This is a genomic window from Xanthomonas bromi, from assembly GCF_900092025.1.
Classification (GTDB): domain Bacteria; phylum Pseudomonadota; class Gammaproteobacteria; order Xanthomonadales; family Xanthomonadaceae; genus Xanthomonas; species Xanthomonas bromi.
On sequence record NZ_FLTX01000002.1, the window covers coordinates 21667 to 38035 of the forward strand.

The 16369-nt window shown below is 64.0% G+C and carries 11 protein-coding genes, 1 other RNA gene and 1 pseudogene; 4 read left to right on the forward strand and 9 right to left on the reverse strand.

Annotated elements, in window-relative coordinates; translation table 11 throughout:
• Window positions 1-11: 11 nt before the first annotated feature.
• Together XBLMG947_RS00240 and XBLMG947_RS00245 are read left to right on the forward strand one after the other, a co-directional pair.
• Window positions 12-87, forward strand: a non-coding RNA gene (locus tag XBLMG947_RS00240) — sX9 sRNA.
• Between the two features lie 1064 nt (window positions 88-1151).
• Complete coding sequence (locus tag XBLMG947_RS00245) at window positions 1152-2285, forward strand: pectate lyase family protein (RefSeq protein WP_065465867.1); 1134 nt, start codon at window positions 1152-1154, stop codon at window positions 2283-2285.
• A gap of 215 nt (window positions 2286-2500) precedes the next feature.
• Here XBLMG947_RS00245 and betA read toward each other — a convergent pair.
• The 7 genes and pseudogenes from betA to XBLMG947_RS00280 all read right to left on the reverse strand — a co-directional run bounded on the left by betA (window position 2501) and on the right by XBLMG947_RS00280 (window position 11174).
• Window positions 2501-4171: pseudogene (gene betA / locus XBLMG947_RS00250) on the reverse strand (choline dehydrogenase).
• Between the two features lie 147 nt (window positions 4172-4318).
• Complete coding sequence (gene betB, locus XBLMG947_RS00255) at window positions 4319-5791, reverse strand: betaine-aldehyde dehydrogenase (RefSeq protein ID WP_065465868.1); 1473 nt, start codon at window positions 5789-5791, stop codon at window positions 4319-4321.
• A gap of 39 nt (window positions 5792-5830) precedes the next feature.
• On the reverse strand, window positions 5831-7810 hold the full coding sequence (gene betT, locus XBLMG947_RS00260) for a choline BCCT transporter BetT (RefSeq protein WP_065465869.1): 1980 nt from the start codon (window positions 7808-7810) through the stop codon (window positions 5831-5833).
• Window positions 7811-7946: 136 nt separating this feature from the next.
• On the reverse strand, window positions 7947-8684 hold the full coding sequence (locus XBLMG947_RS00265; RefSeq protein WP_083992765.1) for an endonuclease/exonuclease/phosphatase family protein: 738 nt from the start codon (window positions 8682-8684) through the stop codon (window positions 7947-7949).
• Window positions 8685-8733: 49 nt separating this feature from the next.
• The gene (locus XBLMG947_RS00270; protein ID WP_065465871.1) at window positions 8734-9549 is read right to left on the reverse strand and encodes a thiol:disulfide interchange protein DsbA/DsbL; all 816 of its coding nucleotides are present in this window, start codon (window positions 9547-9549) and stop codon (window positions 8734-8736) included.
• 91 nt (window positions 9550-9640) lie between these two features.
• Window positions 9641-10291, reverse strand: coding sequence for a thiol:disulfide interchange protein DsbA/DsbL (locus XBLMG947_RS00275; RefSeq protein WP_065465872.1), 651 nt, complete (start codon window positions 10289-10291; stop codon window positions 9641-9643).
• 94 nt (window positions 10292-10385) lie between these two features.
• Window positions 10386-11174: a c-type cytochrome gene (locus XBLMG947_RS00280; protein ID WP_065465873.1), complete on the reverse strand. Its 789-nt coding sequence runs from the start codon at window positions 11172-11174 to the stop codon at window positions 10386-10388.
• A gap of 144 nt (window positions 11175-11318) precedes the next feature.
• Here XBLMG947_RS00280 and yihA point away from each other — a divergent pair, with 144 nt between their 5' ends.
• Both yihA and XBLMG947_RS00290 read left to right on the forward strand, forming a co-directional pair.
• Window positions 11319-11942, forward strand: a complete 624-nt coding sequence (gene yihA / locus XBLMG947_RS00285; protein ID WP_065465874.1) for a ribosome biogenesis GTP-binding protein YihA/YsxC — start codon at window positions 11319-11321, stop codon at window positions 11940-11942.
• Between the two features lie 436 nt (window positions 11943-12378).
• Window positions 12379-13743, forward strand: a complete 1365-nt coding sequence (locus XBLMG947_RS00290; protein ID WP_083992766.1) for a glutamate--cysteine ligase — start codon at window positions 12379-12381, stop codon at window positions 13741-13743.
• Window positions 13744-14025: 282 nt separating this feature from the next.
• On the opposite strand, the gene XBLMG947_RS00295 is transcribed toward XBLMG947_RS00290, so the two are convergent.
• Both XBLMG947_RS00295 and XBLMG947_RS00300 read right to left on the reverse strand, forming a co-directional pair.
• Window positions 14026-15522 carry an ATP-binding protein gene (locus tag XBLMG947_RS00295; RefSeq protein WP_065465876.1) on the reverse strand — a complete coding sequence of 499 codons (1497 nt, stop codon included), beginning with the start codon at window positions 15520-15522 and terminating at the stop codon, window positions 14026-14028.
• A complete protein-coding gene (locus XBLMG947_RS00300; protein WP_083992767.1) occupies window positions 15519-16238 on the reverse strand; it encodes a response regulator in 720 nt (239 codons plus the stop codon). Before XBLMG947_RS00300 ends, XBLMG947_RS00295 begins: the two co-directional genes overlap by 4 nt.
• Window positions 16239-16369 lie beyond the last annotated feature (131 nt).

Sequence of the window (16369 nt, forward strand, 5' to 3'; positions counted from 1 at the left end):
TCGGAATCCTCATGTACCACTCGTACACTTCGGTTCCTCCGCGCCGTCCGCACCCACCTGACCACCGCTCGCTACGTTCTGTTAGCCGCTCTTAGTGCCAGCGCCAGTGCTGGCCTGCGTTTGTGCGATCGGCTTATTTAACTCGCGCACTTAATCGCGGTGGCATGCGCCGTCGGCCCCATGGTCGCGCTCACGTGGCATTGCGACGATCAGCCTTGCATGCTCTCCGACGATCCAGCGTGGTCCGCAACAGCTTGCCACGCGGCTGCGGTTGGGACGTGGATGAGTAGTCGGGATGCTTAACTGCGCGTTCCTCACGATGGGTAGGCGACCCAGCAGACGCCATTGTCCATGCGCTGGCACAGAAGGGCATGGGCAATGGCGTCTGTTTGGCGACTTCAGTCGAAAGATTCGATGCTTACGCTGACTGATCGTGTTGCACGCCTGCGCGCGGAGCGTTCGGGGAGTCACGCTTGCCCGGCGAGCCTGTTTTCCACTTTGAGGGCCAGCTTGATGAGGTCTGCAGCGGACAGTGGTTAGGGTCGATCGGATGGCGATGTCGAAGCATGGGTATGGGAACGCGTGGTGTCAAAATGCCACGCCTCTGCAATCGATCCCAATTCAGTTGCCTGGAGTGTGGGAAGAACTGCAATGAAAGCATTTGCATTTTGCGCAAAAACTGACGCGATGCATTCCTGTGCAACGCGGGAAATGTCTCGCCTCTTTCGCCATGACCAAGGCGCAATTCTCAGTTCGTCAGGTCCTTCCATATAGCGGCTTGCGATGGATGCCGCAGCGCGGCAATACATCGCAACGATTCATGCGTCGGAAAATGCATGAATTTAAGCGGTGTCCCGCTTTTCTAATTTTTATTCAACGCGTTGCGACAAGAATCGTGCTGCATTGCAGTGTCCTTGTGATGTCTCCGCGTGTCTTGATTGCAGCATTTTGTCTCTTCTTTTTTGTCCCGCAAGCGTTTGCGTGATTACGCCAGCACATCCGCAAACAGGCTAGATGCAAGCGTTTTCGACGCTCCTAGTATCGGTTTCGCGGAATCGAACATTCCATAGCTGAATAGTAAATTCCGCGTCCGCTAGACCAGGGGTGCACCGCCGCGCGGCGCATCGAATTCATTCCGGGGAGAGATCAAGATGAAGCCGAAATTTTCGACGGCGGCCGCCGCGTCGCTGTTCGTTGGGTCGTTGCTGCTTACCGGGGTTGCCTATGCCGATGCGTCGCTGGGTATTGCAACCACGGGCTGGGCGACCCAGAACGGCGGCACCAGGGGCGGCTCCAACGCTGCTGCCGCCAACATCTACACCGTCAAGAATGCTGCCGAGTTGAAAGCTGCATTGAGCGCAAGCGCCGGTAGTAACGGACGCATTATTAAGATCAGCGGCATCATCGATATCAGCGAAGGATATCCTTACACCAAGACCTCGGACATGAAGACGCGTGCGCGTCTGGACGTGCCCACCAAAACCACGCTGATTGGTATCACCAGCAACGCAGAAATTCGCGAAGGCTATTTTTACGTCAAGGCCAACGACGTCATCATTCGCAATATCACCATCGAAAATCCGTGGGATCCGGAACCGGTCTGGGACCCTAACGACGGCGATGCCGGCAACTGGAATGCGGAGTACGACGGCCTGACTGTGGAAGGCGCCAGTAATGTGTGGGTGGACCACGTCACCTTCACCGACGGCCGCCGTACCGACGATCAGAACGGCACCGCAAATGGCCGCCCAAAACAGCACCACGACGGCGCGATGGACATCAAGAAGGGCGCCAATTTCGTCACCGTCTCGTACTCGGTCTTCAAGTCGCACGAGAAAAACAACCTGATCGGCTCCAGCGACAGCGCGTCCAGCCTCGACAGCGGCAAGCTCAAGGTCACCATCCACAATACCTTGTTCGAAAAAATTTCCGCGCGCGCACCGCGTGTGCGCTTCGGCCAGGCGCATCTGTACAACAACTACCACGTGGGTAGCACCAGCAATAAGGTTTATCCGTTTTCGTATGCGCATGGCGTTGGCAAGGAATCGAAGATCTTCTCCGAGCGCAACGTGTTCGAGATCAGCGCTGTGAGCAGCTGCGACAAGATTGCCGCCAGCTATGGTGGCAGCGTTTATCGCGATCAGGGCTCGCTGCTCAATGGCAAGGCGCTGTCGTGTTCATGGAACACCAACATCGGCTGGACCCCGCCGTACACCTACAACTTGCTGTCGGTCGATAAGGTCGCCGCAGACGTCAAGGCCAACGCAGGTGCCGGCAAGCTGTAACTGTCGGGACTTGCAGCGCTGCAATAGCAGTGCCGCACGGAGTTGCCCAACGCCCGCAGCGATGCGGGCGTTGTACCAGCCAATGTGTGCTCGTGGCGATGGTGGCTGTGCGTCGTGCCGTTGGGCAGTTGCTTGCAGGGACCTTGCTCGCCCGCTATTGATGGACACGCTGCCCGTCAGTACTGATGGACATCGTGGCCAGTCCACTGAAGACATCAGCCGCGTACAGGTGCATCGCCAGCGATGTAGTAATCGGAAGTGCTGCGCGGCAGCGGGGTGCGGCCACGCATGCGGTCGGCGATTTTCTCGGCAATCATGATGGTGGTGGCGTTGAGGTTGCCGGTGATGATGCGCGGCATGATCGAAGCATCGATCACGCGCAGACCTTCCATGCCGTGCACGCGGCCTTGCCCGTCCACCACGGCCATGTCGTCGGCGCCCATCGCACAGGAACACGACGGGTGGTACGCGGTTTCCGCGCGTGAGCGGACGAACGCGTCCAGCTCCGCATCGGTCTTGCAGTCCGCGCTGGGGCTGATTTCGCGGCCGCGATACGCATCGAGAGCGGGCTGCGCGATGATGTCGCGGGTGATGCGGATCGCGTCGCGGAATTCCTGCCAGTCCTGGTCGGTGGATTGGTAGTTGAACAGGATCGACGGATGCTGGCGCGGATCGCGCGATTTGGCGTGGACACGACCGCGGCTGGGCGTGCGCATCGAGCCCACGTGCGCCTGGAAGCCATGCTCCTTCACTGCATCGCTGCCGTTGTAATTGATGGCGACGGGGAGAAAGTGGTACTGGATGTTGGGCCAGTCGAATTCCTCGCGCGTGCGGATGAAACCTCCGGCTTCGAACTGATTGCTGGCACCGGTGCCGGTGCCGGCGAACAACCATTCCGCCCCGATGGCTGGCTGGTTCCACCACTGCAATGCCGGATACAACGACACCGGCTTGGTGCACGCGTATTGAATGTAGACCTCTAGATGATCCTGTAGGTTCTGGCCGACGCCGGGCAGGTCGTGCACCAGTTGCACATCGAGCGCGCGCAACAGATCGGGCGCGCCCACGCCCGAGCGTTGCAGCAGCTGCGGCGAGGCGATCGCACCCGCGCACACCAAGACTTCGCGGCGCGCGTGCGCATCGATGCCCTCGCTGCTGTTGCCCGCCAGATAATGCACGCCGATGGCGCGCTTGCCGGCAAACAGGATGCGGTCGGTGGTGGCATGGGTGACGATATGCAGGCCATCGCGTGGCTTGGCCATGTCCAGGTAGCCGCGCGCGGTGCTGGCGCGGCGCCCGTGCGGTGTCACCGTACGGTCCATCGGTCCAAAGCCTTCCTGCTGGTAGCCATTGAGATCGTCGGTGCGCGGATAACCGGCCTGCACGCCTGCCTCGACCATGGCATGGAACAACACGTTGTTGTCGTTCTTCGGCGTGGCCACGCTCACCGGGCCATCGCCGCCGTGGTAATCGTTGGCGCCGATGTCGCGCGTCTCTGCCTTGCGGAAGTACGGCAGGACGTCGCGGTAGCTCCAGTCCTCCAGACCAGGACGTTTGGCCCACTAATCGAAATCCAGTGCGTTTCCGCGGATGTAGCACATGCCGTTGATCAGCGACGAGCCACCCAGGCCCTTGCCGCGCCCGCACTCCATGCGCCGGTTGTCCATATTCGGTTCCGGCTCGGTTTCGTAGGCCCAGTTGTAGCGACGCCCCTGCAATGGAAAGGCCAGTGCCGCCGGCATCTGCGTGCGGAAATCCAGCCGATAATCCGGCCCGCCGGCTTCGAGCCGTAGCACGGTCACGCCGGGGTCTTCGGTGAGCCGCGCGGCCAGCACGTTCCCTGCCGAGCCGGCGCCGATGATGATGTAGTCGTATTCGCGTTGCATGGTGTTCTCCTGATGCGGTGACGGTGCGACGGCGATCAAGCCGCACGGCAAATGCGGAGGGATGTGCCCGGCGAGTGACAGCGGGGTGCATCTGCTCGCCACTGTCGCCGTGCTCGTCCGGCGCTTGCCTGCGTCGACTGGCCGCCGTCAGAACACCGACGCGTAACGTTCCAGTTCGACCTGGATCGATTTTGTGCGTGTATAGGCTTGCAAGGTCGCCAAGCCGTTTTCGCGGCCCACGCCGGATTGTTTGTAGCCACCCACCGGCATCGGCGCGGGCGATTCGCCCCAGGTGTTGATCCAGCAGATGCCAGCCTCCAGTCGATGGATCAGCCGATGCGCGCGCGCCAGATCCGGCGTGACCACGCCCGCGGCCAGACCGTATGTGGTGGCATTGGCACGCGTGATCGCTTCGTCTTCCTCGTCGTAGGTGAGCAGGCTCAAGACAGGCCCGAAGATTTCTTCGCGCACGATGGCCATCACATCGGTGCAATCGCTGAAGACGGTCGGTGCTACGTAATAGCCCTGCGCGAGTGCACCATCGCGCAGGCGCTCGCCGCCGCACAGCAGACGCGCGCCTTCGGCCTTGCCCTGTTCGATATGGTCCAGCACGCGTTGCATATGCGCAGCGCTGACCAACGGGCCGAAGGTGGTGCGCGCATCGAGTGGGTCGCCGATATGGATCCGTTGCACGCGCGTTAACAAGCGTGCTTCAAATGCGTTGCGCAATGCGCGCGGGATGAACACGCGCGTGCCGTTGGTGCACACCTGCCCGGAGCTGTAGAAGTTGGCCATCATCGCGATGTCCGCGGCCAGGTCCAGATCCGCATCGGCGCACACGATCAACGGCGACTTGCCGCCCAATTCCATGGTGACGTCCTTCAACGACGAACTCGACGCGCTGGCCATCACCTTGCGGCCGGTGGCGGTGCCGCCGGTGAAGCTGATCTTTTCGATCTGCGGATGCTCGGTGAGCGCAGTGCCCACGCTGGCGCCATCGCCGGGCAATACGTTGAACACGCCATCGGGCAGGCCTGCTTCAGTAAAGATTTCGGCCAGTTTCAGGGCAGTGAGCGGAGTGACCTCGCTGGGTTTGAAGATCATCGCGTTACCGGCGGCCAGGGCAGGTGCGGCTTTCCACAATGCAATCTGGATCGGGTAATTCCACGCGCCGATCGCACCCACAACACCGAGAGGTTCGTGGCGCGTGTAGAAGAAACTACCTTCGCGCAACGGTACCTGCGCGCCCTGCAGTGCCTGCGCGACGCCGGCGTAATACTCCAGTACGTCGGCACCGGTGACCATATCGACACTGCGCGTTTCGCTCAGCGGCTTGCCGGTGTTGAGCGTTTCCAGCTCGGCCAGGGCATCGTTGCGTTCGCGCAGCAAGGCCACTGCACGCAGCAGGATGCGCGAACGCTCTACCGTGGTCAGTGCTGCCCATCGTTGCTGGCCAGCCTTTGCGCTGTCTACTGCGGCATCCAGGTCGTCGGCGCCGGCGTTGTGCACGTTGGCCAGTATTTCCCCGGTGGCGGGATTGACTACTTCGAAGGTGTGGCCACCGCGGGCGGGAACATAACGGCCGCCGATGTACAGCAGCTGGTCGGGAAAACGTGGCATGACAAACCTCCTGTGGGACGGTCGCCGCAGCGACGCACCTCAGCGGGTGAGGTGCAGAAACTGCAGGTGACGCTCGTATTGATCGATGATGTCGTTGATGATCTGTTCGCGGCTGTAGCCGACCAGGTCGTAGTCCTGGCTGCCTTCGTACAGGTACACCTCGGCGCGGTAATACCGCTGGTTGCGGAAGCGCTGCGCGGCAAACGATGGGGTGAGATAGCCGCGCATCACGATCTGGTAGCGGAACCCCTGCCGTTCGCCGTGATCGACGCTGATTTCCATGTCGCCGTCGTCGATGCGGCTGCTGACCTTCCAGCCTTCCTCTTGCAATTGCGTGGTGACCGCTTCGATGGCCGTGCGCACGTGGTCGTGCATGAAGCGATACACCTCATCGCGCGCCGGGAAATGCATTGCCTGGCCCAAGCGCTGACGCCAGCCGCCGTGATGGCGCGATTGCCCGATCAGCGGGCTGGGGCTGTAGAGCTGCGCGCGTTTGCGCTGCGTTTCTTCGTTCAACGCGCGCGACAATCCCCAGGCCATCAGCAGCAGCACCGCGGAGAACGGCAGCGAGGCCAGCACCACCGCCGATTTCAGTGCGTCCATGTTGCCGGCCAGCAGTAACCCCGCAGTGACCACCGCAGTGAGCACGCCCCAGAACACGCGTAGCCAGCGCGGACCATCGTCGTGCGGCTCGCCGCCATGCGAAGACAACGTGGACAGCACCACCGTGCCGGAGTCGGCCGAGGTCACGAAGAACACGAAGCTGATCGCCACGGTGATCGTGATCACCGTGCGGCTCCACGGGTAATGTTGCAGCAACGAATACAGCACCGTCTGCGGCGCATCAATGGCCTGCTGCGCCCATGCTGCCTGGCCGTGATGCAGGATTTGGTCCAGCGCGCTGTTGCCGAAGATCGACAGCCACGCCAGCGTGAAGCCGAGCGGGATCAGCAACACGCCCAACACGAATTCGCGGATGGTGCGGCCGCGCGAGATGCGCGCGATGAACAGCCCCACGAAGGGCGCCCAGCCAATCCACCAGGCCCAATAGAATACCGTCCAGTTGCCCAGCCAATCGGCACGGCCGCCATAGGCGTAGACGTCGAAACTCTTGTTGACGACGCTGTCCAGGTAGTCGCCCAGGTTCTGCATCAGCGCATTGAGCAGGTCCTGCGTAGGGCCGGCGAACAGCATGAACACCAACAGCGCGATGGCCAGCAGCATGTTGACGTCCGACATCCAGCGCACGCCTTTTTCAACGCCCGACACCGCCACCACGATCGCCGCGCCCATCATCGCCGCGATCAGCGCGACCTGCACCCAGTGCGTATGCGGCACATCGAACAAGGTGCTCAGCCCCGCGTTGAGGTGCAGCACGCCAAAGCCCATGTCCGCACCGATGCCGAACACCGTCGCCACGATGCCTAGCGCATCCACGGTGTAGCCGATCGGCCCGTTGATGCGTTTACCGATCAATGGATACAACGCCGAGCGCAACGCCAACGGCAGGTTGTGGCGGAAAGCGAAATACGCCAACGCCATGGCGGCCAGCGCAAACATGCCCCAACCATGCAGGCCCCAATGCAGAAACAGCACCTGCATCGCCTGACGCGCGGAGGCCTCGCCATTACCGGTACCGCCCTGCGGCGGTTGCAGATAATGCGTGGGCGGCTCGGAGACGCAGAAGAAGAACAGCGTGATGCTGATGCCGGCGGCGAACAGCATGCCGGCCCAGGAGAGGTAACTGAATTCCGGTTCGTCGTGATCGGCGCCGAGCTTGATGTTGCCGCAGCTGGACAAGGCCGTAGCGAGCACGAACACCAGATACAGCGTCATCGCCAGCAGGTAGTACCAACCGACATTGCGCGATGCCCAGGTCTGCGCCTCCAGCAGCACATGTCCTGATTCAAGCGGAAACACCGACACCAGCAAGGCAAACGTGCACACGACCGTAGCGGCCAGCACGAACACCGGGCGCAGGGTGCGCACCGGCAAGGTGTGTGGCGCTGTCGCACTCATGGTGACGCACTCATACGCTGCGTATCACGTGCTCTGCTCCCAACCAAAAACCGCCTGCGTTATCGCACAGGCGGTGTCGAGGGGGTGTCAGCGGTGGAGTTCGCCAGTGCCAGTCGGTCGGCACTTTCCCGATTATCTAACGCAGCAATTGCCGCGGCACGCGGATATCCATCCCCACTGCCAGATGATCGGAAAACGCGGCTGGAATCGCTTCGGTGTGTTCGATCACCAGACGATCGCTGACCAGAATGTGGTCGATCGCCCGGTCAGGACGCCAGCTCGGAAAGGTGTGTACTTGGCAACTCGGCGGTTGCAGACGGGTGTGGCGATACAGCGATTGCATTTCCGGTCGATCGGCCATGCAATTGAAATCGCCCATCAACATCGCGTTGGGATGGTCGGACAACAGTTCGGCGATGAAAGCCAGCTGCGCCATGCGCGAGTTGGCGCCCAGCGATAGATGCGCCACCGCCACGGCCAGGCCATCGCGGCCCTCACCGAATTTCGCCAGCAGGATGCCGCGCCCGCCGATGCGGCCGGGCAGGGCATGATCCTGTACTTCCACCGGTTCAAGCTTGCTCAGCAGACCGTTCGCGCTGGACGCCACCCCGCCCATGCGGCGGTTGGGTTGATGGCTCCAATAATCGAAACCGGCGCGCTCGGCCAGATAGTGGGTCTGGTTGGTAAAGCCCGAGCGCAGGCTGCCGGGATCGGCCTCCTGCAGGCCGACGATGTCGCGTTCGCCGACCAGCTTGGCGATGCTGTCCAGGCTGGTGCGCTTGCTGCCCAGCGGCAATGCGTGCGACCAGCTCCGCGTCACATAGTCGCTGTAACGGCGGGTGCTGGAGCCGGCCTGGATATTGGCGGTCAGCACCCGCAGGGTGCGCGAGTCCGAAGCGTTCACGTGGGTGCGTTCGCCCGACTCACTTGGTCAGCGTGGCGCGTTCGCGCGCGATCAGGTGATCGGCGATGCGCAGCATGTCCGGGAAGCTCTGGCCCTTGACCAGGTACTTGCCATTGATGACCAGCGACGGGGTGCCGGTGAGCTTGCTGCGGGTGGCGAACTGCTTGGCGCGGTTGGTCTTGGCCGACACGCCGAAGCTGCTCATGGTGTCGATGAAGGTTTTCTGGTCCACGCCATACTTGGCGTAGAACGCAGCGATGTCCTGCACCGAATCCTTGCCGCGCTCGCCCTTGAGGGTCTGGTCGACGTGGATGGCCTTGTACAGCGCTTCGTGGGTCTTTTCCTGCACGCCCAGCGTTTCAGCGGCGTAGAACGCACGGGCATAGTCGTCCCACGGACCACCGAACATGGCCGGCACATAGACGAAATGCACGTCCGATGGCAGGCCGGCCTTCCACGGTCCGATCAGCGGCTGGAACGCGTTGCAGGCCGGGCAGACATAGCCGAACACTTCGGCCACTTCGATCTTGCCGGCGGCCTGCTGATAGGGCTGGCCACCGTCGATGTCCAGGTAATCGGTGCCGGCGACCGGCTCGGGGCCATTCGGTGCGCGCGGGGCTGCGCTGGGCGCGGCAGGCGGCGGAGTGGTGGCGCTTTCGCCGACGGCAGGCGGTGCGGCGGGGGCTGCGGCCGGGGCAGCGGCGGCAGGCGCGGGCGCCGTTTCGGCAGCTGGGGTGGTGGCGGCAGGTGCGGTGTCGGACGAGCCGTCCTGCGCCTTGCAGGCGACCAGGATCGGCAACAGCGCCATCAGCGTCAGGGCGAAGCGGGTCTTCATCGGATTGGATCTCCAGCGTGGGGCGAGAAAAAGGCCGGACGGCCGCGGGGCGCATGATGCCACGCGCGGCCGTCGCTGGCGGTTATGCGGTTCAGCGCTTGGCTGGCGCCGTGTGCTCGCGCGCGATCAGGTAGTCGGCCACGCGCAGCATGTCCGGGTAATTGCGCGCGCCGATCAGGTAGCGGCCGTTGACGATGATGGCCGGGGTGCCGGGAATCTTGCTGCGCAGCGCGAACTCGCGTGCGGCCTTGAGCCTGGCATCCACCGCCTCACTCTTGTAGGTCTCGATGAAGCGCTGCTGCGGGATTCCGTAATTGGCGTAGAACGCGGCCAGTTCTTCCGGCGCCACGTTCTGGGTGGGCACGGTCTGCTTCTCATGGATGGCGTCGAACATGGCGCGGTGGCTGCGCTTGGCCACACCCAGGATGTCGGCAGCGAAGTAGGCGCGCGCAAAGGCGTCCCAGAAGCCGCCGAAGACGGCCGGCACCGGGGTGAAGCGCACATACGACGGCTGCTTGGCCGCCCAGGCTTCCAACACCGGCTCGAAATGCGCGCAGTGCGGACAGGTGTAGCCGAACACTTCGGTCACTTCGACCTTGCCGGCCAGCGGCGCGTACGGCTGGCCGCCGTCGATCAGGGTGTAGTCCTCGCCTTCGACCGGCGCGGCTTTCTTGTCGGCGGCACAGGCCGCCAGCGGCAACAGGAACAACACCAGCAGGGGCAGACGGGAAAGCAATTTCATGCGGGCTCCGTGGGGGGCAAGGGGAGAGCGGGAAACGACGACGCCGGTCGCGGGACCGGCGTCGTGAAGCGGTGTGGCAACGGCAGGTACCAGTTTACGAACGCGCCGGCGCTCCTGCAGGCGGCTGCGCGGCCGCAGCGTCGTCAGCACGATCATGCAGGCCTTGCAGATAGCTGGCCAGCGCCTGGATCTCCTGCTCGGTCAGCGGATGCGCTACCTGCGCCATGATATTGAACAGCGCCGGATTGCGCTCCTGGGTGGTGCCAGCCTGATATTCCTTCAGGCGACGTGCCACGTAGTCGGCGTGCTGCCCGCCCAGGCGTGGATAGGCCGGCCCCGGATTACCGCTGCCGGATGGCCCATGGCAGGCCATGCAGGCCGGCACGCCGCGCGCAATGTCGCCGCCGCGGTAGAGCTTCTCGCCGACCTCGTAGAACTTCATGCCCTGGTAGGGGCCCTCGGTGATCGCTGCGTCGTCGGCGACACCGGCGGAGGCCTTTTGGGTCGCGAAGTAAGCCCCCAGGTCGCGCATGTCCTGTGCGGTGAGGTCCTTGACGAACGGCACCATCACTGCCGACATACCGGTATTGCGCTCGCCGCTGGCGATCAGTGCCACCTGATGCGCCACGTAGCGCTCGGTTTGCCCGGCGATGCGCGGGTACATCGCCACCGCCGGATTGCCGTCCGGTCCATGGCAGGCCGCACAGGCAGCGGCCTTGGTCTGGCCGGCCTTGGCATCGCCCCAGGTGGTCTTGGCCAGGTCCACCTCCAGCGGCGCAATGCGCACCGGCGGCGGATCGGGGATCGGCGTAACCGCCGATTGCGCAAACGCCACCGCCGCAACGACCGGCACGGCGAGGACTAGCACACGAGCATGGCGCATCAGCTAAAGCTCCGTATGGACCCGGCCCGCGCGCATTGGGTACTGGCAGTGGCAGGCGTGCTTCGATTATCGACACGCCTTTGCGCCAGGGTCAACGAACAGTGCAGCAAAACCGGCAGAGCCCGAACGTGCGATCCTAGCGGGATGTCGCTCCTTATCGAACAAGCCCGCTACCACCTGTCCGCCCACAACGCCCGGCAATTGCCCGACGATGGCGGCTACGAGGTGGCCTTCGCCGGCCGCTCCAATGCCGGAAAATCCAGCGCGCTCAATGCGCTGACCCGCCAAAACTCGCTGGCGCGCGTGTCCAAGACGCCCGGCCGCACCCAACAGCTGGTGTTCTTCCAGATCCAGCCCGAGCGCTATCTGGTGGATCTGCCCGGTTATGGCTATGCCAAGGTGCCGCAGGACCTGCAGGCGCACTGGCAGGCCTTCATCGACCGCTATTTCCGCACCCGCGAGGCCTTGCGCGGGCTGGTGGTGGTGATGGACATCCGCCACCCGCTCAAGGACTACGACCTGCAGATGCTCGGTTATGCGGCCGAACGCGGCCTGCCCGCGCACGGTTTGCTGACCAAGGCCGACAAGCTCGGCCGTGGCCAGCAGATGCAGACCCTGCAGAAGGTCAAGAAGGAAGTGACCTCGCGCTTCGGCGACAGCGTGACCGTGCAGACCTACTCGGGCGAATCGCGCCAGGGCGTGGACGAACTGCGCGGCATCGTCGGTGACTGGCTGGGCCTAGACGTGGAAACCACCACGCCGCAATGATGCCCTGCAACACGATTGTCAGGCCTGGGCCGATGTCCATGGTGTCAGAGCAACGGCGGACTTCGGTCCGCCGTTTGCGTTTCAAGCGGCATGCTGGGCGGATGGAACCGAGCACGGATGCGCGCGCTGGAGCCTACACTGATCGGCGGGTCGCATGCGGTGTACTGCTCGTCCTGCTCATCATGTCTGGCGAGCAGGACCGGTGCTCAGTGATTGTCGGGCTTTGCCGGAGGGCGCTGCCTCCTCTGGCCGCGCAGCCTGGCAGGTTGACGCGGATCACGCCGCCGCTGCCAGCGATGGCGGGCGCGCATCGATGGAAATCTCATGCCCTGCCGGTGTCGCCAATCTTTTCGCGCCGGGCGGTTATAGTGCGGGCCTTGCGGTGGCAGGGGAGTATCCCCGCATCGTTTCCCCTCTTTCGTTTGCGAGCGTGCCCTTGTCGAGTCCCAGCCACGTTGCCGAAACGCCGATCACCGAACGCGCGGAGCTGGTCCAGGTGCTGGCCTCCGGCGAGAAGCCGAGTGCGGACTGGCGGATCGGCACCGAGCACGAGAAGTTCGGCTTCCAGCTCGACGACCTGCGCGCGCCCACCTTCGAAGGCGCGCGCGGCATCGAGGCCTTGCTGACCGGGCTGATCCGTTTCGGCTGGGAGCCGGTGCAGGAAAACGGCCACACCATCGCGCTGTTGCGCGACGGCGCCTCGGTCACGCTGGAGCCGGCCGGGCAGCTGGAACTGTCCGGCGCCGCGGTGGAAACCCTGCACCACACCTGCGTGGAAACCGGCACCCATCTGGACGAGGTGGCGCAGGTCGCCGGCGAGTTGCAGTTGGGGTTTCTGGGCATGGGCTTCCAGCCCAAGTGGCGCCGCGACCAGATGCCGTGGATGCCCAAGGGCCGCTACCAGATCATGAAGAACTACATGCCCAAGGTCGGCGCGCTCGGCCTGGACATGATGACGCGCACCTGCACGGTGCAGGTCAACCTGGATTACGCCACCGAAGCGGACATGGTGAAGAAGTTCCGCGTATCCCTGGCGCTGCAGCCGATCGCCACCGCTTTGTTCGCCGACTCGCCGTTCACCGAAGGCAAGCCCAACGGTTACCTGAGCTACCGCTCGCATATCTGGACCGACACCGACGCCGACCGCACCGGCATGCTGGATTTCGTGTTCGAAGACGGCTTCAGCTACGAGCGTTACGTGGATTATCTGCTCGATGTGCCGATGTATTTTTCCTACCGCGACGGCGTCTATCACGACGCCAGCGGGCAGAGCTTCCGCGACTTCATGCAGGGCAGGCTGCCGGCGCTGCCGGGCGCCTTGCCGACGCTGCGCGACTGGTCGGACCACATGACCACCGCGTTTCCGGAAGTGCGTTTGAAGAAGTATCTGGAGATGCGCGGCGCTGATGCCGGTCCCTGGGATCGCCTGTGCGCGTTGTCGGCGTTCTGGGTGGGCCTGCTGTACGACCAGACTGCACTGGATGCAGCCTGGGACCTGGTCAAGGATTTCAGCCCGACCGAGCGGCATGCGCTGCGCGACGGCGTGCCCAGGTACGCATTGGGCCTGCCGTTCCGCAACGGCACTGCGCGCGATCTGGCGGTGGAAGCGGTCAATATTGCGCGCGAAGGCCTACGCCGCCGCGCACGCCTGAATCGCGACGGGCAGGACGAAACCGGCTTTCTGGATGTGATCGCCGAGATCGCCGAAACCGGCGTCACCGCCGCCGAACGCAAGCTGGCGCTGTATCACGGCGCGTGGAAGGGCGATATCGATCGCGTGTTTGGCGAGTTTGCGTACTGAGTGAGGGATGTTGAGCCGAACGCGCGCCGTGATGCGGCGCGTTTTGCTGTCTGCGGATGCGTAAGCGGTGATCGTGATCGGTCACTGATACAGCCTTTGTTGCCCGCGGTTTTCGTACTGGCGCCTTGAGGCGCACGGTCGGTAGCCGTCCGCGCTTGTGCGTTGCCGGCACTGGATCAGCGCGATGGCGCGCTGGCGGGTGCGGTGCGCCGCAAGGCGTGCGGCGATGCCGTTATCGGGTGTGTGCCTTGCCCCTTCGTTTGCGCCGGCTGCGGTCTGCGCTCAGCGCCGCTCCGGCATGCACGGCAGGCGCACCGTCACGCGCAGCCCACCGTGGGCGTGATTGTCCAGGCGCAGATCGCCGCCATGCGCCAGCACGATGCTGTGTGCGACCGACAAACCCAGCCCGATGCCGCCGGTATCGCGATTGCGCGAGGACTCGCCACGCACGAACGGCAGCAACAATTGTTCGCGCTGGGTCGGGTCGATGCCGGGGCCGTCGTCGTCGATCCACAGCACGCCATCCTCGCCCTCGCGTTGCAACTGCAGGCGCGCGCGCCTGCCGTATTTCAAGGCGTTTTCGAGCAGATTCATCACTGCGCGGCGCAACGCCAGCGGGTCGCCGTCCAGGGTGATTTCCGGCCCGGGCAGCAGCTCGGCGTCGGCGCCGATATCCGTGGCGTTGTCGACCACGCTTTCCACCAGCAAGCGTAGATCCAGCGGCGCGCGTTCGCCGCGATGACGATCGTTCTGGATGAAGTCCAGCGCTGCGGAAATCATCGCCTTCATTTCGTCGATGTCTGCCAGCGCCTTGTCGCGCAGCGGTGGCTGCAGGCCATCCAGACGAAACGATAGCCGCGCCAGCGGCGTGCGCAGGTCGTGCGCGATCGCCGCGACCATGTGCGTGCGTTCGTTGATAAGCCGGTTCAGGCGCGCCTGCATCGCGTTGAACGAATCGGCTGCGCGCACGATTTCCGGCGGCCCACTGCGTTGCAGCGCGGCGGCATCGGGATTGCGGCCAAGGCGGTCGGCCGCTTCGGCAAAGCGCTTGATCGGTGCCGACAGCGCCCGCGAAAACCACCATGCCAGCGGCACGTTGGCCAGCAGGCCGGCCAGGAACAGCACCACCACATGGGTCTTGAATTCGGCCGACAGCTGCCGAGGTGGCGATTCGACCATGCGCCAGCGGCCATCGGGCTGCTGCAGCGCGGCGGTGAAGCCGTCCAATAGCGGTACGCCGGGGGTTAGACGCTCGCTTTCCCAGGCGCCGGGCATCTCATCCGGACGTCGCCCATCGCCGGGCAGTGCACCGGGCTGGCCGTCATGCGGCCAGTCGTCCGGAAACGGCGGCAGGCGTTGCGCTTCGGGGTGTTCGTCAACCCCGCCATCGGCTGCGCGGTCCTGGTTGGACCACCGCTGCGGCGGGAGCATGCCCGGCTGCGGTGCTTCGCGATCGTTGGCGTTGCGATAGAACCGCACCTGCCGTTCCGGCACATCCAGCCAGTGGGCAAGCAGCATTTCGGCGAACGGATCGCGCATCTGGCCTGTCGGGGGCGCTGGGGCCTGCGCCGATTCATGAACTTTCAGGGTCTGGGTGCCGGCCGGCATGCGGGTGGAAAGCAGCGCCACCACTTCCGGTGGGTGCACCGGCGGCTCGTAAACGGGGGTACGCATCACCAGCAGGGCGATGCCCACCGCCTGGGCGGTGAGCAGGGCCGCCGCCAGCAACACAAAGGTCCGCGCAAAGATCGACAGCCCGCGACGTGCCGGTTTGCTCACAAGCGCGAGACGCCCGGCAGCAGCATGTAGCCCTCGTTGCGTACGGTGCGAATCAACTCGGTATGGACGCGCTCGTTGATCTTGCGGCGCAGGCGGCTGATCTGGCTGTCGATGGCGCGGTCGTAGACGTCGGTATCGCGGCCGCGGGCATAGTCCAGCAACTGGTCGCGACTGAGCACGCGCTGCGGGTGTTCGACGAAGGTACGCAGCAGGGCGAACTCGCCGTCGGACAGATTGATGAAGATGCCGGTCGGGTCGCGCAGGTCGCGGCGCACCACGTCCAGCCGCCAGCCGGCGAATTCGTAGACATTGCCACGCTGATCGGCCTGCTCGTTGCTGGCCTGGCTGCGCCGCAGCAGGGCGCGCACACGGGCCAGCAATTCGCGCGGATTGCAGGGCTTGGCGAGGTAATCGTCGGCGCCGACTTCCAGGCCGATGATGCGATCTGTATCGTTGCCGAGCGCGCTGAGCATGATGACCGCAGGTGAACCGCGCTCGCTGGCCAGGGCGCGCGCTGCACTCAGCCCATCTTCTCCCGGCATCATCACGTCGAGTACGATGAGGTCCGGGCGGCGCTGCGCCATGGCGCAGCGCATCTCCGCCACGTTTTCGGCCATATCCACCTGGTAGCCATGGGCGCTTAGAAATTCGCCGATCAGCTTGCGCAGGTCCGGGTCGTCGTCAACCACGAGAACGCAGGGTTGTTGCAGGTCCATGGAGGTCATCGTCTGTGGAGCGGAGGTTGGCCCGCGCAAAATGGTGGCTGCCGGATACATGGTGCTCGCAATTGCAAGGCTGGGAGCACGCATCATAATGATCGAATTTGTCACCTATTGGCACACGTATA